15 protein-coding genes are annotated in these 20,417 nt (G+C 61.4%); 6 read left to right on the forward strand and 9 right to left on the reverse strand.

Annotation, left to right across the window (positions count from 1 at the left end):
• Nucleotide 1: 1 nt before the first annotated feature.
• The 5 genes from pcaG to pcaC all read left to right on the forward strand — a co-directional run bounded on the left by pcaG (nt 2) and on the right by pcaC (nt 4,624).
• Nucleotides 2–568 (forward strand): protocatechuate 3,4-dioxygenase subunit alpha, encoded by a 567-nt coding sequence (gene pcaG, locus AC3ISR_RS07310; RefSeq protein ID WP_192299282.1) that lies wholly within the window; start codon nt 2–4, stop codon nt 566–568.
• 189 nt (nt 569–757) lie between these two features.
• Nucleotides 758–2,053, forward strand: coding sequence for an MFS family transporter (locus AC3ISR_RS07315; protein WP_463984396.1), 1,296 nt, complete (start codon nt 758–760; stop codon nt 2,051–2,053).
• Nucleotides 2,054–2,063: 10 nt separating this feature from the next.
• Nucleotides 2,064–3,419, forward strand: a complete 1,356-nt coding sequence (locus tag AC3ISR_RS07320) for a 3-carboxy-cis,cis-muconate cycloisomerase (protein ID WP_463984397.1) — start codon at nt 2,064–2,066, stop codon at nt 3,417–3,419.
• 10 nt (nt 3,420–3,429) lie between these two features.
• Nucleotides 3,430–4,221, forward strand: coding sequence for a 3-oxoadipate enol-lactonase (pcaD, locus tag AC3ISR_RS07325; protein ID WP_192299279.1), 792 nt, complete (start codon nt 3,430–3,432; stop codon nt 4,219–4,221).
• A gap of 10 nt (nt 4,222–4,231) precedes the next feature.
• Nucleotides 4,232–4,624 carry a 4-carboxymuconolactone decarboxylase gene (gene pcaC / locus AC3ISR_RS07330; RefSeq protein ID WP_192299278.1) on the forward strand — a complete coding sequence of 131 codons (393 nt, stop codon included), beginning with the start codon at nt 4,232–4,234 and terminating at the stop codon, nt 4,622–4,624.
• A 54-nt stretch (nt 4,625–4,678) separates the two neighbouring features.
• On the opposite strand, the gene AC3ISR_RS07335 is transcribed toward pcaC, so the two are convergent.
• The 8 genes from AC3ISR_RS07335 to AC3ISR_RS07370 form a co-directional block, all read right to left on the reverse strand.
• Nucleotides 4,679–6,310 carry a M91 family zinc metallopeptidase gene (locus tag AC3ISR_RS07335; protein WP_463984398.1) on the reverse strand — a complete coding sequence of 544 codons (1,632 nt, stop codon included), beginning with the start codon at nt 6,308–6,310 and terminating at the stop codon, nt 4,679–4,681.
• Nucleotides 6,311–6,408: 98 nt separating this feature from the next.
• Complete coding sequence (locus AC3ISR_RS07340) at nt 6,409–7,308, reverse strand: polysaccharide deacetylase family protein (RefSeq protein ID WP_463984399.1); 900 nt, start codon at nt 7,306–7,308, stop codon at nt 6,409–6,411.
• Nucleotides 7,309–7,393: 85 nt separating this feature from the next.
• Nucleotides 7,394–8,644: an OprD family porin gene (locus AC3ISR_RS07345; RefSeq protein ID WP_463984400.1), complete on the reverse strand. Its 1,251-nt coding sequence runs from the start codon at nt 8,642–8,644 to the stop codon at nt 7,394–7,396.
• Nucleotides 8,645–8,787: 143 nt separating this feature from the next.
• A complete protein-coding gene (locus tag AC3ISR_RS07350) occupies nt 8,788–10,398 on the reverse strand; it encodes a J domain-containing protein (protein ID WP_463984401.1) in 1,611 nt (536 codons plus the stop codon).
• Nucleotides 10,399–10,410: 12 nt separating this feature from the next.
• Nucleotides 10,411–12,108: a molecular chaperone HscC gene (locus AC3ISR_RS07355; protein ID WP_192299273.1), complete on the reverse strand. Its 1,698-nt coding sequence runs from the start codon at nt 12,106–12,108 to the stop codon at nt 10,411–10,413.
• A gap of 309 nt (nt 12,109–12,417) precedes the next feature.
• Nucleotides 12,418–13,875, reverse strand: a complete 1,458-nt coding sequence (adeC, locus tag AC3ISR_RS07360; protein ID WP_463984402.1) for an AdeC/AdeK/OprM family multidrug efflux complex outer membrane factor — start codon at nt 13,873–13,875, stop codon at nt 12,418–12,420.
• Nucleotides 13,872–17,033, reverse strand: a complete 3,162-nt coding sequence (locus AC3ISR_RS07365) for an efflux RND transporter permease subunit (RefSeq protein ID WP_192299271.1) — start codon at nt 17,031–17,033, stop codon at nt 13,872–13,874. Before AC3ISR_RS07365 ends, adeC begins: the two co-directional genes overlap by 4 nt.
• Nucleotides 17,034–17,036: 3 nt before the next feature.
• Entirely contained in the window at nt 17,037–18,185 is a 1,149-nt protein-coding gene (locus tag AC3ISR_RS07370; protein ID WP_192299270.1) for an efflux RND transporter periplasmic adaptor subunit, read from the reverse strand.
• A gap of 286 nt (nt 18,186–18,471) precedes the next feature.
• Here AC3ISR_RS07370 and AC3ISR_RS07375 point away from each other — a divergent pair, with 286 nt between their 5' ends.
• Complete coding sequence (locus AC3ISR_RS07375) at nt 18,472–19,104, forward strand: TetR family transcriptional regulator (RefSeq protein WP_192299269.1); 633 nt, start codon at nt 18,472–18,474, stop codon at nt 19,102–19,104.
• Between the two features lie 234 nt (nt 19,105–19,338).
• Here AC3ISR_RS07375 and AC3ISR_RS07380 read toward each other — a convergent pair whose 3' ends face one another.
• Nucleotides 19,339–20,394: an alkene reductase gene (locus AC3ISR_RS07380; RefSeq protein WP_192299268.1), complete on the reverse strand. Its 1,056-nt coding sequence runs from the start codon at nt 20,392–20,394 to the stop codon at nt 19,339–19,341.
• Between the last annotated feature and the right edge of the window lie 23 nt (nt 20,395–20,417).

Here is a 20,417-nt window from a genome sequence, read left to right on the forward strand (position 1 = left end):
GATGACACTCAACGCGACCACGTCCCACACCGTCGGGCCGTATTACCACATCGGCCTGACCTGGCTGAACCGCGAAGACCTGACCACCGCCGCCACCCTCGGCGAACGCGTGGCGATCAGCGGGCAAGTGCTGGACGGCAACGGTGAAGTCGTCAACGACGCTATGTTGGAAGTCTGGCAGGCCAACGCCGCCGGCAAGTACGACCACCCGGAAGACGAGCAGGACAAGGCCGTCGACCCGAACTTCGAAGGCTTCGGCCGCGTACCCGTGGATGGGGAAGGGCGGTTTCGCTTTACCACCATCAAACCGGGCGCAGTGCCAGGGCTCAAGGGCACGACCCAGGCGCCGCACCTGGTGGTGCTGGTGTTTGCGCGGGGCCTGGTGAAGCACTTGCTCACGCGGATTTATTTTGAGGGCGAGCCAATGAATGGGGATGACCCGTTGTTGGCGTGTGTACCTGCTGAGCGGCGTGAGACGTTGATTGCCAAGCAGGATGCAGAGGGTGTGCATCAGTGGAATGTGATTTTGCAGGGGACCGACAAGGAGACGGTGTTCTTCGATTATTGAAGTGGTCTTGAGGGCCTCATCGCAGGCAAGCCAGCTCCCACATCTTGATGTGTGAACACCGTCAAAGGTGGGAGCTGGCTTGCCTGCGACAGGGCCAGTTCGGCCACCCCACCTCTAAAGGTCTTGTTGTGGAACGAGCTTGTTGCAAAGTATGTCTAGGCTATAACCGTTCCCACTGAGTGAAAAATCATGACAACAACCACCAGTCACTACACCGGAGAAGAACGCAGCAAACGGATTTTTGCGATTGTCGGTGCCTCCTCCGGCAACCTCGTCGAATGGTTCGACTTCTACGTCTACGCCTTCTGCGCCATCTACTTTGCCCCGGCCTTCTTCCCTTCGGACAACCCCACGGTGCAACTGGTCAACACCGCTGGTGTGTTTGCTGCCGGCTTCCTGATGCGCCCCATCGGCGGCTGGCTGTTCGGTCGCGTGGCCGACAAACACGGGCGCAAGAACTCGATGATGATCTCGGTGCTGATGATGTGCGCCGGCTCCCTGGTCATCGCGTTTTTGCCCACCTACAACGACATCGGCGTGTGGGCGCCGATCCTGCTGCTGATCGCGCGGCTGTTCCAGGGTTTGTCCGTGGGCGGCGAGTACGGCACCACCGCGACCTACATGAGTGAAGTCGCGCTCAAGGGCCAGCGCGGGTTCTTCGCCTCGTTCCAATACGTGACCCTGATTGGCGGGCAACTGCTGGCGGTGCTGGTGGTGGTGATCCTGCAACAGATCCTCACTGAAGAAGAGCTGCGTGCCTGGGGCTGGCGTATTCCATTCGTGATCGGCGCCGTTGCGGCGGTGATCTCGTTGCTGCTGCGCCGTACGCTCAAGGAAACCACCAGCAAGGAAATGCGCGAAGACAAGGACGCCGGCAGCATTGCCGCGCTGTTTCGCGACCATAAGGCAGCGTTTATCACGGTGCTCGGCTACACCGCTGGCGGCTCGCTGATTTTCTATACCTTCACCACCTACATGCAGAAGTACCTGGTGAACACGGTCGGCATGCACGCCAAGACGTCGAGCTACATCATGACCGGCGCGCTGTTCCTGTATATGTGCATGCAGCCGGTGTTTGGCATGCTCGCGGACAAGATCGGCCGTCGTAATTCGATGCTGTGGTTTGCCGGCCTTGGCACCTTGTTCACCGTGCCGATCCTGCTCACCCTGAAAACCGTCAGCAGCCCGTTCCTGGCCTTTGTGCTGATCACCCTGGCCTTGGCGATCGTCAGCTTCTACACCTCCATCAGCGGCCTGGTGAAGGCGGAAATGTTCCCGCCCCAGGTGCGTGCGTTGGGGGTTGGCCTGGCGTATGCGGTGGCCAATGCGATCTTTGGCGGCTCGGCGGAATTCGTCGCGCTGAGCCTCAAATCCATCGGCATGGAAAACAGCTTTTATTGGTACGTCACAGCGATGATGGCAATCGCTTTTCTGTTCAGCTTGCGCTTGCCGAAACAGGCGGCGTACCTGCACCACGACTTGTAAGGGACGGGTTATGACACTGCGCACGAGCAATCAACTGTTCGACGCTTACTTCACGGCAGGCAGCATGGCCGAAGTGTTCTGCGACAGGGGACGCCTGCAGGGCATGCTGGATTTCGAGGCCGCGTTGGCCCGGGCCGAGGCGCGGGTGGGTTTGATCCCGCAGGCCGCCGTTGCGTCGATTGCCCAGGCTTGCCTGGCCTCACTGTACGACGTCGATGCCCTTGGCGTGGCGATTGCCACGGCGGGCAATTCGGCGATCCCGCTGGTGAAGGCGTTGGGCAAGTTGATCGCCAGTGAAGACGCCGGTGCCGAACGTTATGTACACCTGGGCGCCACCAGCCAGGATGTGATGGACACCGGCCTGGTGCTGCAACTGCGCCAGGCGCTGACGCTGATCGAAACGGACCTGGCGCGCCTGGGCGATATCCTCGCCGCCCAGGCCCAGCGCCATGCCGACGTGCCGCTGGCCGGACGCACCTGGTTGCAGCATGCGACGCCGGTCACGCTGGGGATGAAAATCGCCGGTTGGCTGGGGGCGGTGACCCGTAGTCGTCAACGCCTGGCCGAATTGAAACCGCGTTTGCTGGTGCTGCAGTTTGGCGGCGCCTCCGGCACGCTGGCCGCCCTTGGCGAACAGGCACTGCCGGTGGCGCAGGCCTTGGCCGACGAGTTGCGCTTGAGCCTGCCCGAACAACCCTGGCACACCCAGCGCGATCGCCTGGTGGAGTTTGCCAGCGTGCTTGGCCTGATCGCCGGTAGCCTGGGCAAACTGGGGCGCGACATCAGCCTGTTGATGCAGACCGAAGCGGCCGAGGTGTTCGAGCCCTCTGCGCCGGGCAAAGGTGGCTCGTCCACCATGCCGCACAAACGCAACCCGGTGGGCGCTGCCGTGCTGATCAGCGCCGCCACCCGCGTGCCCGGGCTGGTGGCGACGATGTTCAGCGCCATGCCTCAGGAACACGAGCGCAGCCTGGGCCTGTGGCATGCCGAATGGGAAACCCTGCCGGAGATCTGCCGGCTGGTGTCCGGCGCGCTGCAACAGGCGTTGCTGGTGAGTGAAGGTTTGGAGGTCGATCCTGAGCGCATGACGCAAAACCTCGATCTGACCCAAGGCCTGGTGTTGGCCGAAGCCGTGAGCATCGTGCTCGCCCAGCGCCTGGGCCGTGAGACCGCACACCATCTGCTGGAACACTGCTGCAAACGCGCCGTCGCCGAAGGGCGGCACTTGCGTGCGGTGCTGGCGGACGAACCCCAGGTCACCGCCGAACTGTCAGCGGCCGAACTCGACCGCCTGCTTGATCCCGGCCATTACCTCGGGCTGGCCCGCACGTGGGTCAGCCGTGCCGTCACTGAACATTTTGCTTGAGGAGACCACCGTGGCCTTTGTACAACTCGCCGATGGCGAACTGCATTACCAACTGGACGGCCCCGTGGGTGCGCCGGTCTTGGTGTTGTCCAACTCCCTGGGCACCGACCTGCACATGTGGGACATCCAGATCCCAGCGTTCACTGAGCATTTTCGTGTGCTGCGCTTTGATACCCGTGGTCATGGCAAATCCCTGGTCACGCCAGGGCCCTATAGCATCGAGCAACTGGGCCGCGACGTGATCGCGCTGTTGGATGCGCTGGATATCCAACGCGCGCATTTCTGTGGCTTGTCCATGGGCGGCTTGATTGGCCAGTGGCTGGGCATCCATGCGGGCGAGCGCCTGCATCGCCTGGTGCTGTGCAACACCGCTGCCAGGATCGGCACGCCGCAGATCTGGAACCCGCGTATCGAGATGGTCCTGCGCGACGGCACGGCGGCAATGGTCGCCCTGCGTGATGCGTCGATTGCGCGCTGGTTCACCGCCGACTTTGCGGCGGCCAACCCGCACCAGGCCAAGCAGATCACCGACATGCTGGCCGCCACATCCCCCGAAGGTTATGCCGCCAACTGCGCGGCCGTGCGCGATGCGGATTTTCGCGAGCAACTGGCGTTGATCAAGGCCCCGACCCTGGTGATTGCCGGTACCGACGACGCTGTTACGCCACCAGAGGGCAGCCACTTTATCCAGAACCATGTGCAGGGTGCCGAATACGCCGAGTTCTATGCGGCGCACCTGTCCAATGTCCAGGCCGGCGCAGCGTTCAGCGACCTGGTTGTCGAATTTTTGCTGGCCCACTGAGGAGTTTTTTGTGGACGAGAAACAACGTTACGCCGACGGCCTGCAAGTGCGCCGCGAAGTGCTGGGCGACGCCCATGTCGATCGCAGCCTCAATGCCTTGACCGAGTTCAACAGCGAGTTCCAGGACATGATCACCCGCCACGCCTGGGGTGACATCTGGACCCGCCCGGGCCTGCCTCGGCACACCCGCAGCCTGATCACCATTGCGATGCTGATCGGCATGAACCGCAATGACGAGTTGAAGCTGCACCTGCGTGCCGCCGCCAGCAATGGCGTGAGCCGCGCAGAGATCAAGGAAGTGCTGATGCAGAGCGCGATCTACTGCGGGATACCGGCGGCGAATGCGACGTTCCACCTGGCGGAGTCGGTGTGGGATGAGCTTGGGGTCGAGTCGCGGGGTTGATCTTCAGGCCCGCTGCGCCGTGCCAGCTTCCGTCTGCTTTTCCTCAGGGCCGTGTCACTCTCTGTATCGGGTGCGCAATGCCTCGCCCATTTCTTTACGCAGGGCGTTTTCATTAAAGGGGTCGGGGTTGGTATCGGTGGGCGGGGTTGCTGGATCATTGTCAAAGTCAAACGGGGCGGCATTGGTGGGTAAGCCAACAGCTTGGCGTTCAACATTTGCCTCGCGTTGGGTCGTACCTGGTAGCACTGTGCCATTTCTGCCGTTATAGGCATGCGACATCTCGTGGTACAAGTAGCTGGCGGGATGATTTTTATGCGTGCCGTTATCAACATACGAGCGATTGTATTGCAGCTCTCCATGGGTAAGCGGGTTGCCGCGAATACCGTCTTTTATGACCGCCAGATTTGGGTCTTCTGCTGAATGGGGTTTTTTTCCATCGTTGACTTGCTGATCAAAGTTGGAATTGCGGCCCATGTAGAAGCTGTTATCTTCGGATTGTGCTTCCGTTATCTTCAATGGCGCTCCGACGCGTGATGTGGATGCATCGAACTCTTTAAGCATCTGCTGTCCGGAAGGAGAACTTCTCAACATTTCCAAATCATCCTCGACCCGCTGTTTGAACGCGTCGGATCCTTCAACGGTAATGCCCGTTTTACCGACGTTTTCATAAGTGACAGGTATAAAGCGTGTGTCGTTTTGTTTGCGTATCTGGTCGGTGGGTTTTGCATAAATCAAGTCCTCCTTGTTATTGGAGATCACGCAGTCATTGCCATTGCCCGAATAGAATGTGCTGCGGCCTTTGCCTAGCAATGTATCGTTACCCAAACCACCGTTCATCACCGAGTGCGCGCTGCCTCCGACGAGCAGATCGTTTCCTGCACCACCGTCGATGTAAGTCGGGTTTGCATCAGGCCCTGTGTACCCGAATAGTCGATCATTTCCGTTGTTGCCGTACAAGACGCTTTTGCCGCGCCCACCGTAGATGGTGTCATTGCCGTCGTTGCCTTCGGCATAACCTGTGCCTCGACCCAGGCGAATGGTGTCATTTCCTGCGCCACCGAAGATGCGACTGCGGCCGCCGCCGGCATTTATAACGTCATCCCCATCTCCACCTTCGACAATCACCTCGGACTCAACCTCATCATCGATGGTGACGGTGTCATTGCCGCCCTGCGTTTGAATGACTAGTTTTTGGCCGGAACCGAGTTCATCGCTGGGTTGGATGGAATAAGTCTGCTCGTTTATTTTTGCCGTGAGGGCGCCATTCTTTCCTTTGCCAATATGCACAGTGTCTGCTTGGTCACCCGTTTTTATAACTAGGGCGTCATTCGTCAGTGAGGGGGATAATGCTTTATTGGTAGAGTAACGAACGGTGCGCTCTCTGGTGATTTCTACATCGTTGTCGCGGTGTAAGGGGTTGTATTCGATGCGGGTCGTGCTGAAGGGGCGCTGGTCGGTTGTGAGTGTAGATTTACCTGCATAGTGAGCAGGAATAAGCGGTTTGTTTTGTTCGGCATAAAGTTTGTTTTTTTCTTTTATGTAATTCGGATCAACGTAGGTTTTCTTGTTTCCATCGACCACTATGGTCGTGGCAGGTTTGTTTTCAGGTGTTTGTTCAGACAGTTGTGTGGGGGCTTGATGTTTGACGAGGGATGGATAAGAAATAGTCGGCGCACGTATGACCATTGGCAGTGGTTTCCTTCGCTTATCAGGGACTCATTCAGTTGCTGAGTGGACTGCTGTAAGTGAAAGGTTCCAGTGCCTGTGTAGTCTGTTTCTCTCGCTCAGTGTGAGTCTGCGTCCCACACCCAATTCCACACGCCCGGCAGATGCACCGGTTCGCTCACATCCTTCACCGTGCGGGCCAGCGCGGCGCGTTCGAGCTGGGCCGTGTCGGTGTAGAACGGCTCAGCGGCAGTCCTCACGCCGTTGATCCGTGCGCTGTCCAGCAAGATCTGCAAGTACTCCTGCATATGCCGCGCGGTATAGCGGTTGATGTCATGAAACGTCACCACCACTGGAATCACCCCGTCCACCGTTGGCAACTCGCCTTGGGCGATGCGTTCGCGCACCACCGAGAGCTGTCGGTACAGGTTGGCGCGGCGGCGTGGGCTGGCGTTGAAGCCCCAGATCTTGCCGTCGTTGGCGCTCAAGTCGGTCAGCAGCACGTGCAGGCCATGACGCTGGTAGGCGGCGAAGGTGCGGCGGTCGTAGTTCCAGAACGGTGGGCGCACCAGCAGGGGCGGGCGGCCGGTGATCGAGGCGATGTCGGCGGTGCCCTGGGTGAGGGTGCTTTCCAGTTCGGCGTCGCTGAGCCAGCGATGGTTGGTATGAAACATCGTGGCCGTGTGGAAGGCCAGGACGTGCCCGCCGGCGTACTCGCGCTCCATGGTCTTGCGCCCGCGGGAGCTGCCGCCGGAGCGTGAGGATTCGGTCTGCAGGAAGAACACCGCCTTGATCCCCGGCAACACCGGGTTGTGCGCCAGGTCGTTGATCACCGTACGACTCGGGTTGTTGTAGCCCGAGGCGCTGGGGCCGTCATCGAAGGTCAGCAGGAAGCGGATCGGCGCCAGGCTCTGCAGGCGTTGCTCGGTCTGCGGCGTGAGGGCAATGGGTGCGCCGATGCAGCCGCTGAGGCTCAGGGCCAGGGCTAGCAGGGCGCACGCTAAAGCGAAGGATTTCATGGTGTGCACGGGCTCGAATAAAAAGCCGCTGCTGATTCAGCTCAGCAGCGGCAGGCGCGCACCATACAGCAAGGTCGATGACGGTTTACAGCAGACTGATCGGGTAACTGACGATCAACCGGTTTTCGTCGAACTCGTTGTTGCTGTAGTCGCGGCGCATGCTGGAGTTGCGCAGGCGCACATTGAGGTTTTTGGCCACCCCGCTTTGCACGGTATAGCCCACTTCGGTTTCGCGGCCCCACTCCTTGCCGTCGGTGATGGTGCCGGTGTGCACGTTGCTGCCACTGATGTAGCGGTTCATCAGGGTCAGGCCCGGCACGCCGAGGGCGGCGAAGTTGTAGTCGTGGCGCACTTGCCAGGATTTTTCCTGGGCGTTGTCGTAGCTGGAGTTGTAGCTGTCGTTGGCCAGGGTGCCGCCGCTGGTGCCGTTGACGCGCATCCAGGCATTGTTGCCGGTGAGTTTCTGCAGGCCGACGTAGAAGGTGTTGCCGCCGTATTTGGCCGAGAACAGTCCGGACCAGGTTTTGTTGTCCAGTTCCCCTGCGCGGGCGCTGCCGTCGTCCTTGCCGTAGAAGAAGCCGAGGCTGGCGCCCAGGGTCCAGTCGCCCAGGGGTTGGCTGTGGATCAGGTTGACGTATTGCTGGCGGTAGATGTCCTTGAGCTGGGCGTTCCACAGGCCGACCTGGGTGCGCTTGTCGTTGAACGCATATTCACCGCCCTGGAAGTTGAAACGGTCGGACGTGAAGGCGGTTTTACCGACCATCGACATGTCGTTCATGCTGCTGTCGTCACGCGGGCTGTTGGCGCGGAACTGGCCGCCATACAGGGTCAGGCCGTCGATTTCCTTGGAGGTGATCTGCCCGCCGCGCAAGGTTTGCGGCAGGGAGCGGCCATCGTCTGCGCGCAGGATCGGCAGTACTGGCATCCATTCGCCGACCTTCAGTTCCGTCTTCGAGATCCGCGCCTTGAACGCCACGCCCAGGCGCCCGAATTCATCCGCCGGGCGGCCGTCGTGGTCCAGTGGCAACAACTGGGTGCCGCCGGTGCCGCGTCCGCCATCGAGCTTCAACGAATACATGCCCAGCACATCCACCCCGAAACCCACCGTGCCCTGGGTGAAGCCGGACTTGGCGTCGAGGATGAAACTCTGCGTCCACTCCTGCGCGCCGCCCTGGGTCTTGGTCGGGTTGGTGTAATTGCGGTTGAAGAAGAAATTACGCAGGTTGAGGTTGGCGCTGGCGTCTTCCAGGAAGCCGTGCTCTTGGGCGACGACGGGCAGGGCAAGGCTGGTGACGGCGGCAGCCAGCAACAGCTGGCGAGGGTGGAACGTGCTCATGGCGTTGAACCTATTGTTATTGGAGGTGTGCAGGTGCGGGCCATGGTGCGGGGCGGTGTGCAGGCGGTTCAATCGGGGGGAGGCGGGTTGTGGGCGGTGATCGCACGCAAGTTGCCGGGCAGTGGCGCCCGGCGTTTATGCGCCTAGAGCACGTGCATCAGGCTGGTCCAGGGGATCTCGGGCAAATAACGCTGGCACAGCAGCGTAGCGGGCACCATCACCGCCAGGAATGCCACCTGCAACGGACTCCAGTGGGCCCAGTGCAGGCCGCTGATCCACGGGTAGAGCTGCTCGAAGTTCTCGCTGGGTTGGCCGATGCGCCTGCGGTGAAGCAGGTGGATCAGGATCATTCCCAGGTAACCCAGCATGCCCATCACCCCCAGCAGCAGGCCAAACATCCACAACATGCCCAATTGCGGGATGCCGTGGCGCAATACCAGCCACTGCTGATGCGGGTTGAACCGTTCGGGCAGCAGGCGCTCTGTCAGCCACAGGTCGGGGATGATCAAGCGAGAGGTCAGGGCGGCCCATAGCTGTGTGGAACGGATAGCGATGAACGCTGGAATGAGCGTCAGCAGCACCACCATCACCGCTTCGGTGGTCATCTCCGATTTGGTCTCGGGCGCGACGGCCAGTGCCGCGGCCAGGGCCAAACCGCCCCACACCCTTATCCAGCTGCGATGGGACACTGGGCGTGGCAGGAATTTACGCCAGAAAAACACGTCGGCCTGGGGCAGGCGTTCCAACAACTGCGGGTAACGCCAGTTGAGGGTTTGGGCCAGCTGTTGGCAGGCGTGCCAGTCGTTGTCGCTGAACTGCGCCGTCATCCAGTTTTGCTGGGTCTTGGACATCGGCGTCAGCAGCAGGCGCGCCGCCATGGCATCGGCGGATTTCCAGGTGCGGTCCTCGGCCTTGGCCTGCAAGTGTTCGAAAAAGCTCTCCTGTTCACAGCGCGTGACCAGTTCGCGCCACATCCAGGCCGGTTCCGGGAACACGCCGGCCTGGTCGTCCCAGCCGAACGCCTGGCACACGCGCTCGAACAGCGGCACGCTCCAGGTGGTGTCATGCAGCAGGTGCAGGACGATGCGTTGCCACTGTTGTTGCAGGTCGAACACCCGCAGCCAGGGTTGGCCGGTCATTTGCGTGAGTTGGGTGATGAACTCGCGTTCGGCCTTCTGCTCCAGCAGCTCCTGCAAGGTGCGCCGGTACTCCTGCAACAACTCGCTGCTGAGCGCGTCGTGCTGCCACGGGGTCATGGCCACCTGTTGCCAGGGTGTCAGCCATTCAAGATGCTGCACCGCCCAACGGGTAATCGCGGCGCGCTCGCCTGGGCTTTCGAAGCAGTGGCGCAACAGGCCGGCCTGGAACGCCTCGGTGCAGCCCTGTTGTTGGGCCTGGGCCCAGCGTTCGTCCAGGTTGTGCAGGGTGAGGCCGTTGATCAGCGCCTGGGCCGGGTCGGGGCGGGGCGTTGCAAGCGGGGCAGGAGGGCGGGCGTTGACGTCCATCAGTTCGGCGAGGTCGTTGAGGTTGCCGTAGGCCGATTCGGCCACGGCGGCCGGTGCGGTCTCGGCCTCTTCTTCCCAGTCTGCCCGCCAGCGTGCGTAGGCCAGGGCTTCTTCGTAGGCTTCGCGCAGGCGCTGGAAGCCTTCGGCGTCATCGTCCGGGCGGCAGTTTTTGAGCAGCCGCGCGTAGCTGCGTTTGATGCTGCGTTCGTCGCTCTCTTGCGGCAGTTGCAGTACGGTCCAACAATCCATGTGGGTGTTCCCTTAGCGCCAGAACCCGTTGTCGAGCTGCTCAAGTTGACGGGTCAGTTCGCTGCGGGCCTCGCGGATGCGGCGTTCGTCCTGGGTGTCGAGCACTTGCTGGAACTGCGCGGCCCAATGGCCGAGTTGTTCGCGCAGCTCGCCGAGGTTTTCCTGGTAAAGGCGTTCGAGGCGGGCGCTGAGTACGGTGTTGACCTGCTGGTCGCGCGGGTGGACCTTGAGCAGCGCCAAGGCTTGCAGGCGTTGCTGGATCTCGTCCGGGCTCAACACGCCAGGGTTGTTCTCGATCACCAGCGAGTGCTGCTCGCCGGTCAGCGGGATCTTCACCTGGGCTTCGAGCAGGCCGTTGTTGTCGTAGGTGAAGCGCACGTCCAGGGACACTTCACCGGCTTTGCGCTTGGGCACGGCAATGTCCAGTTGGCCCAGTTCGATGTTGTCTTTGACCAGCCGGCTTTCGCCCTGGTAGATCTTCAGCAGCACCTGGCTCTGGTTGTCGTGCAGGGTCACGACGGTCTTGACCCGGCTCACCGGCACGCTGCTGTTGCGTTCGATCAGCGGCAGGTAGTGGCCGCTTTCGATATGGCCACCGTATTGGTGCGAGGTTTCGATGCCGAGGGTGTAGGGGCAGACGTCGGTCAGCACCACTTCTTCCAGTGCCGCCGAACGTGCCTTGAGTGCCGCCTGGATCGCAGCGCCGTGGGCGACCACCTGGTCCGGGTCGAGGCTGATGGAGGGGAAGCGCCCGAACAAACCGGCGGCGAGTTTACGCACCAGCGGCATGCGCGTGGTGCCGCCCACCAGCAGGATTTCATCGAGGTCGCCCACGCGGATCCGCGCATCGCGCAGGGCCCGTTCGATCGGCGCCCGCAGGCGTTCGAGCAGCGGCGTGTAGAGCTTGGCGAGCTCCTGCTGGGTGATGGTTTTGACCCATTGGCGGCCGTCGACGCGCAGGGCGAACTCGGCGCTGTCGTCCTGGCCCAGGGCTTTGCGCACGCGCTCGGCTTCGCGGCGCAGGGCGTGCAACACGCTGCTGGTGGGCGGGAAGTCGGCGGCGTTGCGCTGGCTGTCGACGAAGTGTTCGAGCAGCAGGGTGTCGAAGTCTTCGCCGCCGAGGAAGTTGTCGCCGGCGCTGGCGCGCACTTCCATGACCCCGTCGAACAGCTCGATGATCGACACGTCAAAGGTGCCGCCGCCGAGGTCGAAGACCAGGAACGAGGTTTCCTTGTCGCGCTGATGCAGGCCGTAGGCGAGGGCCGCGGCAGTCGGTTCGTTGATCAGTTTGTCGACGTTGAGCCCGGCCAGTTCACCGGCGATGCGCGTGGCTTTGCGCTGGCCGTCGCTGAAATACGCGGGCACGCTGATCACGGCGTCGGTGACGGTGTGGCCGTAGGTGCGTTCGATGTCTTCCTTGAGGCTTTTGAGCACCAGTGCCGAGAGTTCTTCGGGACGGAACGAACGGTCGCCCAGGCGCACTTCGGTGGCGCTGCCCATGTAGCGCTTGAACAGCGAGGTCGTCAGGTGCGGGTGGGTGTGCAGGCGTTCCTTGGCGGCCTGGCCTACCAGGATGCGGCCTTGGTCATCCAGGCCGACCACGCTTGGGGTCAGCAACTCGCCAAGGGCGTTGGGCACCATTTCGGCGGCATCACCGCGCCAGACCGCGGCGAGACTGTTGGTAGTCCCCAGGTCGATTCCTACGATCATTACGACAAGCTCCCTCTGTGGTCTGTAAGAATCTGTGACCAATTTTATCCTGAAAGGTTAAGCGAAATGCAAGGCGGCGGGTTTAGGGGGGGCTGATGGGGTTTGAACAAGCGCCGCTAGACCAATGTGGAAGCTGGCTTGCCTGCGATGCAGGCACCTTGGTGTGTCAGTTGCACCGCGGCGATGCTATCGCAGGCAAGCCAGCTCCCACAAAAGCGAGGCTCCACAAGCCAGCGCCTACATGCGCCACATTCAGGGCATAAAAAAACCGCTTCCGGTGAGGGAAGCGGTTTGTTCACAGCGGTGCGATCAGAACAGCTTCAGCGCCGGTGCTTCTTCTTTCAACGCCTCGTTTTTCGCGGTCTGCGCATTCCAGCCACCGCCGAGGGCCTTGTACAGGTTGACCTCGCTGGTGAGCTGCGCCAGGCGGTCTGTGATCAGCGATTGCTGGGCACTGAACAGTTGGCGCTGGGCGTCGAGGAAGGTCAGGTTGCTGTCGACACCAATGCGGTAGCGACGCTCGGCCAGGCGGTAGTAGTCCTGGTTGGCGGCGACGAAACCACGCTGGGCCTCCAGTTGCTGCTTGTAGGTCTCACGTGCGGCGAGGCCGTCGGAGACTTCCTGGAAGCCGGTCTGGATCGCCTTCTCGTAGGTCGCCACGTTGATCTCTTTCTGGATCTTCGCGTAGTCCAGGCTTGCGCGCAGGCTGCCAGCGTTGAAGATCGGGATGTTGATCTGCGGGGCGAACGACCAGGTGCCCGAGCCGCCCTTGAACAGGCCGCCCAAGTCCGGGCTCAGGGTGCCGGCGTTGGCCGTCAGGCTGATGCTCGGGAAGAACGCCGCACGGGCCGCGCCGATGTTGGCGTTGGCAGCCTTGAGGTTGTACTCGGCTTGCAGGATGTCGGGACGCCGTTGCAGCAGGTCCGACGGCAAGCCAGCCGGTACGTCGCTGAGCAGGTCATCCGACAGCGGCTTGCTGACCAGATTCGCCGGCAGGCCCGTGCCCAGCAGCAGGGTCAGGCTGTTTTCGTCCTGGGCCACCTGGCGGGTGTAACGCGCCAGGGCAACCCGGGCGTTTTCCACCGAGGTGCGCGCCTGGCTGAGGTCGAGGGCCGAGGCCACACCGACTTCGTTGCTGCGCGAGGTCAGCTTGAAGCTCTGCTCGTAGGCACCGAGGGTGTCCTGGGTCAGCTTGAGCAGCTCTTTATCGGCCTGCCAGGTCACGTAGGCCGTGGCCACGTTGGCGACCAGGCTGATCTGCGTGCTGCGGCGGGCTTCTTCGGTGGCGAAGTACTTCTGCAGGGCTTCTTCGCTCAGGCTGCGCACACGGCCGAACAGGTCCAGCTCGTAGGCGCTGATCCCGAGGGTGGCCGAGTACGAGCTGTTGATGCTCGACTCGCCGGTTTGCGAGGCACGTGCCGGTACGCGCTGGCGGCTGCCGCTGCCCGTGGCCGAGACGGCCGGGAACAGGTCGGCACGCTGGATGCGGTACTGCGCGGCGTAGGCGTCGATGTTCAGGGCCGCGACACGCAGGTCGCGGTTGTTCTCCAGGGCAACCTGGATCAGCTGTTGCAGGGCAGGGTCATGGAAAAACTGCTTCCAGCCCTGTTCGGCAGCGGCCTGGCTCGGCGCCTGGGCCGACGAATACGCCGGCCCCTGCGGGAACTGTGCGGCTACCGGCGCTTCGGGGCGCTGATAGTCAGGTATCAGCGAGCAGCCACTGAGCACGAATGCCGTGACAGCTAAGGAAAGGAGCGACTTGCTCATTGGCCAGCCTCTTTATGGATGTCAGTAGGTTCAGTCTTTTTACGCTCGCCCGCGGCGGACACGGTTGCGAAGAACAGCGGTACCCAGAAGATCGCCAGGACAGTCGCGGTGATCATGCCGCCGATCACGCCTGTACCAATCGCGTGCTGGCTGCCCGAGCCGGCGCCCGAGGAGATCGCCAGCGGCAATACGCCAAGGATGAACGCCATGGAGGTCATGATGATCGGCCGCAGACGCATGCGGGACGCCTCGATGGCAGCCTCGACAATGCCTTTGCCCTGCTCGTGCAACTCTTTGGCGAACTCGACGATCAGGATGGCGTTTTTCGCCGCCAGGCCCACCGTCACCAACAAGCCCACCTGGAAGAACACGTCGTTGGACAAGCCGCGCATGCTCGTGGCGATCAACGCACCGACCACACCCAGCGGTACGACCAGCACTACCGCAATCGGGATCGACCAGCTTTCGTACAGTGCCGCGAGGCAGAGGAAGACCACCAGCAGCGACAGTGCATACAGCGCCGGCGCCTGGGAGCCGGACAGACGTTCTTCGTACGACAGACCGGTCCACGCGTAGCCGACACCCGCCGGCAATTGCTTGGCGATGCGCTCGACTTCAGCCATGGCATCGCCGGTGCTGTAGCCCGGTGCCGGGGTCCCGAGGATTTCCATCGCCGCTACACCGTTGTAGCGCGAGAGTTTCGGCGAACCGTAGATCCACTTGCCCGAGGAAATGGCCGACATCGGCACCATCTTCCCGGAGTCACTGCGCACGAACCATTTGTCCAGGTCTTCAGGCGACATCCGGCCAGCGGCCTCGCCCTGCACGTACACCTTCTTCACCCGACCACGGTCGATGAAGTCGTTGACGTAGCTGCCACCCAGGGCAATCGCCAGGGTCTGGTTGATGCTCGACAGCGTGATGCCCTGGGCACTGGCCTTCTCGTCGTCAACGGTCAGCTCGTACTGCGGCTCATCGTTCACACCGTTGGGACGTACGCCAGCAAGGATCTTGCTCTGCGCTGCCATGCCTAGGAACTGGTTGCGCGCTTCCATCAGTTTTTCGTGGCCGACGCCGCCCTGGTCTTGCAGGAACACATCGAAACCGGTGGCGTTACCCAATTCGAGTACCGAAGGCGGCACGATGGCGAACACCATGGCGTCCTTGAAGGCGCCGAAGAAGTAACCCTGGGCACGCTTGGCCACTTCGAACACGGACGTCGAAGCATCACGCTCATCCCATGGCTTGAGCATCACGAACGCGAGGCCCGAGCTCTGGCCACGGCCGGCGAAGTTGAAGCCGTTTACGGTAAATACCGATTTGACGGCTTTGCCTTCGCCTGGCTCGCCTTCCTTGTCGTGCAGCAGGAAGGCGCGCATGTCGTCGATGACTTTCTGCGTGCGTTCAGCCGACGAGCCGACCGGGGTCTGCACCTGGGCGAAAATCACGCCCTGGTCTTCTTCCGGGAGGAACGCGCTTGGAATGCGGGTGAACAACCAGACCATGCCGAGGACGATGACCAGGTACACAAAAAACGCCGGGAATTTGTGCTTGATCATGTTGCCCACGCCGCGCTCGTAGCTCAGTACGCCACGGTCGAAGGTGCGGTTGAACCAGCCGAAGAAACCACGCTTGGGTTGGCCGTGCTTTTCCGGGTCGATCGGCTTGAGCATGGTGGCGCACAAGGCCGGGGTGAAGATCAGGGCAACCAGTACCGACAACGCCATCGCCGAAACGATAGTGATGGAGAACTGTTTGTAGATCACACCTGTGGAGCCGCCGAAGAACGCCATCGGCAGCAGTACCGCCGAGAGTACCAGGGCAATACCCACCAGGGCGCCCTGGATCTGGCCCATGGACTTGACCGTCGCTTCTTTGGGCGACAAGTGTTCCTCAGCCATCACCCGCTCGACGTTCTCCACCACGACGATGGCGTCGTCCACCAGCAAGCCGATGGCCAGGATCATGCCGAACATGGTCAGGGTGTTGATGGTGAAGCCGAACGCCGCGAGGATGCCGAACGTACCCAGCAATACCACCGGTACGGTCATGGTGGTGATGATGGTGGCGCGGAAGTTCTGCAGGAACAGGAACATCACCAGGAACACCAGCACGATCGCTTCGACCAGGGTGTGAACGACACCGGAGATCGATTCGGTCACAACCGGGGTGGTGTCATACGGCACCACCGCCTTCATGCCTGGCGGGAAGAACGGTTCCAGGGACGCAACCGTGGCGCGGATGGCCTTGGCGGTGTCCAGGGCGTTGGCACCCGAGGCGAGCTTGATCGCCATACCGGACGCCGGCTTGCCGTTGAACTGTGCACTGATGCTGTAGTTCTGGCCGCCCAGTTCGATACGCGCAACGTCGCGCAGGCGAACCTGCGAGCCATCGGCATTGACCTTCATCAGGATCTTGCCGAACTCTTCGGCGGTTTGCAGGCGGGTCTTGCCGATGATGGTTGCGTTCAGCTGGGTGCCGGGCAGGGCAGGCAGGCCGCCCAGTTGGCCGGTGGCCACCTGTACGTTCTGCGCGGCGATGGCGCTGCTGACGTCTACCGGGGTCAGCTGGTAGTTGTTCAGCTTGGCCGGGTCGAGCCAGATACGCATGGCGTACTGCGAACCGAAGACCTGGAAGTCACCGACACCCGCCGTCCGGGAAATCGGGTCCTGGATGTTGGACACGATGTAGTTGGACAGGTCGTCCTTGGTCATGCTGCCGTCTTCCGACACCAGACCGATCACCATCAGGAAGTTCTTCACCGACTTGGTCACGCGGATACCCTGCTGCTGCACTTCTTGCGGCAGCAGTGGGGTCGCCAGGTTCAGCTTGTTCTGCACCTGAACCTGGGCGATGTCCGGGTTGGTACCCTGGTTGAACGTCGCGGTGATGGTCATGCTGCCGTCGGAGTTACTGTCCGAGGCGACATAACGCAGGTTGTCGATACCGTTGAGCTGTTGCTCGATGACCTGCACCACGGTGTCCTGCACGGTTTGTGCGGACGCGCCTGGGTAGGTCACCTGGATGTCGATGGCGGTTGGCGCGATGGCCGGGTATTGGTTGATGGGCAACTTCAGGATCGACAGTGCCCCGACCAGCATGATCACCAGGGCAATTACCCAGGCGAAAATGGGACGGTCGATAAAAAATTTCGACATGGGTTACTCCCCCTGGCCAGCAGCGGCGGCAGGAGCGGGAGCAGAACCGGCAGGCTTGGCGTTGTCGGCGTCCTTGACCTTGACTTCGATGCCCGGCTTGATGAATTGCAGGCCTTCGGTGATCACGCGGTCACCGGCGTCGAGGCCTTTTTCCACCAGCCAGTAGGCGCCGGATGTGCGGTTGGCAACCAGGGTGCGTTGCTCGACCTTGTTGTCCTTGTTCACCACCAATGCCGTCGGGATGCCCTTGATGTCGCGGGTCACGCCTTGCTGTGGCGCCAGGATGGCCTTGCTGTTCACACCGGCTTGCAGCTGGGCATGAACGAACATGCCGGGCAGCAGGGTGTGGTCAGGGTTGGGGAACACGGCGCGCAGGGTTACCGAACCGGTGGTCTGGTCAACCGACACTTCGGAGAATTCCAGCTTGCCGTCCTGGCCGTACGCGCTACCGTCTTCCAGGGTCAGCTTGACCTTGGCGGCATTGGCACCGGCTTTTTCCAGTTGGCCGCTTTCCAGGTCGCGGCGCAGTTTCAGCATTTCAGCCGAGGACTGGGTGACGTCGACGTAGATCGGGTCCAGTTGCTGGATCACCGCCATGGCATCGGTCTGGCCATTGCTGACCAGCGCGCCTTCGGTCACCGAAGAACGGCCGATACGCCCGGAGATCGGCGCGAACACTTTGGTGTAGCGCACGTTGATCTGGGCGGTTTGCACGTTGGCTTCCGCGGTCATGCGGTTGGCGACGGCGGTGTCGTATTCCTGGCGGCTGACGGCCTGCTCATCGACCAACTGCTTGTAGCGATCGGAGATGGACTTGGTCTGGGTCAGGCTGGCCTGCGCGCTTTTCAGGGTGGCGTCATACACCGACGGGTCGATCTGGTAGAGCTGTTGCCCTTCCTTCACGTCGCCGCCTTCCTTGAACAGGCGCTTGAGAATGATGCCGTTGACCTGTGGGCGAACTTCCGCAATGCGGTAGGCGGTGGTGCGGCCTGGCAGCTCGGACGTCAGGGTATAGGCTTGCGGTTGAATGGTGACCACGCCGACCTGAGGGGTTTGGGCGGGCGGAGCCGCTTCTTCCTTTTTACATCCGCTGAGCAGCGATGCCAGGGCGACGGCAGTGACCAGAGCGGTAACAGCTGGCTTAAGTTGCATGAAGATCCTCGGGTCAGGCGCGCAGGATGCGCACAAGAAATGTGGAAGGGTGAAAAACAAGCTGTGAGTAGATAAGTAGCTTGCTACGCAATATACTTACGTTCACGGTTGTTTGTAAACTCTTGACAGGCTTCGCGGAATGTTGACAAAGCAGTGCCCAAAGCCTCGATTTCATTACGTTCGGCACCCACGATGGTGCCGTCCCACAAATATTCAGATGATCGTCAACGGCTATTAATTCTGCGTTAACGATAGTCTCAAGTGTCCTGATTGAGGTTTTACTGCCATGGTTCGTCGCACCAAAGAGGAAGCTCAGGAAACGCGCAGCCAGATTCTCCAAGCCGCCGAGCAGGCCTTTTATGAGCGCGGTGTGGCACGCACCACCCTGGCGGATATCGCTGCGCTGGCCGGCGTGACGCGGGGGGCCATCTATTGGCATTTCAGTAACAAATCCGATTTGCTCCAGGCGTTGCTCGACACCCTGCACGAACCCCTGGACGAACTGGCCCGGGCCAGTGAAAGCGAGGATGAACTCGACCCGCTGGGCTGCATGCGCAAGCTGTTGATTCACTTGTACCATCAGGTGGCCCTTGACCCGAAAACCCGGCGCATCAATGAGATCTTGTTCCATAAGTGCGAATTCACCGATGAAATGTGCGACATGCGCCGTCAACGCCAGACTCACAGCCTGGAGTGCAATCTGCGTATCGGCTTGACCCTGCGCAATGCAGTGCATCGTGGTCAACTGCCGGAAAACCTCGACACCACCCGTGGTGCAGTGTGCATTCATGCCTATATCAACGGGCTGATCGGCCAATGGTTGCTGGTCCCCGACAGCTTCCAACTGCATCAGGACGCTGAGCGCTGGGTTGATATAGGGCTCGACATGCTGCGCTTGAGCCCGAACCTGCGCAATTGAGACAAAATGCGTAATTGCATCCGGTTGTGTCAACAGTAAAGCCTAAGGATGGTCAATCGTCCTTGTGCCGTATTTGTGGGGTGACTTTATATACGCGCTGGCCGGGGGTTGATAGGTAGCCGGCTAAGTATTTTGTAGGGATTTTGTTGCAGGGGTGTGAAGGAATGTTTCCTGGCCCCCATGAAAAAGCCCCGGTTCCTGCGAACCGGGGCTTTTTCGTTTCAGCTTGTTACATCACAGCGCGAGGGTCGGGTAGTCGATGTAGCCGACCGGGCCTTTGCCATAGAAGGTTTGCGGATTCGCTTCGTTCAGCGGCGCATCAGCCTTCAAGCGCGCCGGCAGGTCCGGGTTGGCAATGAACGGCACACCAAAGGCCACCGCATCCGCCTTGCCCGAGGCCAGCCAGGCGTTGGCGCTGTCCTTGGTGAAGCGTTCGTTGGCGATATAGGTGCCGCCGAACGCTTTCTTCAGTTGTGGGCCGAGGCTGTCCGCGCCTTCTTTTTCACGGGAGCAGATGAACGCAATGCCACGCTTGCCCAGTTCGCTGGCGACGTAGGTGAAGGTCTCTGCCAGATTGTCGTCACCCATGTCGTGGGAATCGGCACGTGGTGCCAAATGCACACCCACACGTCCTGCGCCCCAGACCTCGATGGCGGCGTCGGTCACTTCCAGCAGCAGGCGTGCACGGTTTTCCAGGGAGCCGCCGTAGTTATCGGTGCGCTGGTTGGTGCTGCTTTGCAGGAACTGGTCGAGCAGATAGCCGTTGGCACCATGGATTTCCACGCCGTCAAAGCCAGCGGCCTTGGCGTTCTCGGCGCCGGTACGGTAGGCGTCGACGATGTCGGCGATTTCCGCGGTTTCCAGGGCACGTGGGGTCGGGTAGTCGGCCAGTGGGCGCACCAGGCTGACGTGGCCTTTAGGCTGGATTGCGCTCGGGGCCACCGGGGTTTCGCCGTTCAGGTACGACGGGTGGGAGATGCGCCCCACATGCCACAGTTGCAGGAAGATCTTGCCGCCCGCGGCGTGCACGGCCTTGGTGACGTTGGCCCAGCCACGTACCTGGTCGTTGGACCAGATGCCCGGGGTGTCCGGGTAACCCACGCCCAGCGGCGTCACGGAGGTGGCTTCGCTGAGGATCAGCCCGGCGGAAGCACGTTGCACGTAGTACTCGGCCATCAGCGCGTTGGGCACGCGACCTTCATCGGCACGGCAGCGGGTCAGCGGCGCCATGATGATGCGGTTGGACAGTTCCAGGTCGCCCAGTTTGATCGGATCGAAAATAGTCGTCATGGGAAAACACCTTCTCTTTGAAG

The organism is Pseudomonas sp. GL_117 (assembly GCF_057835125.1).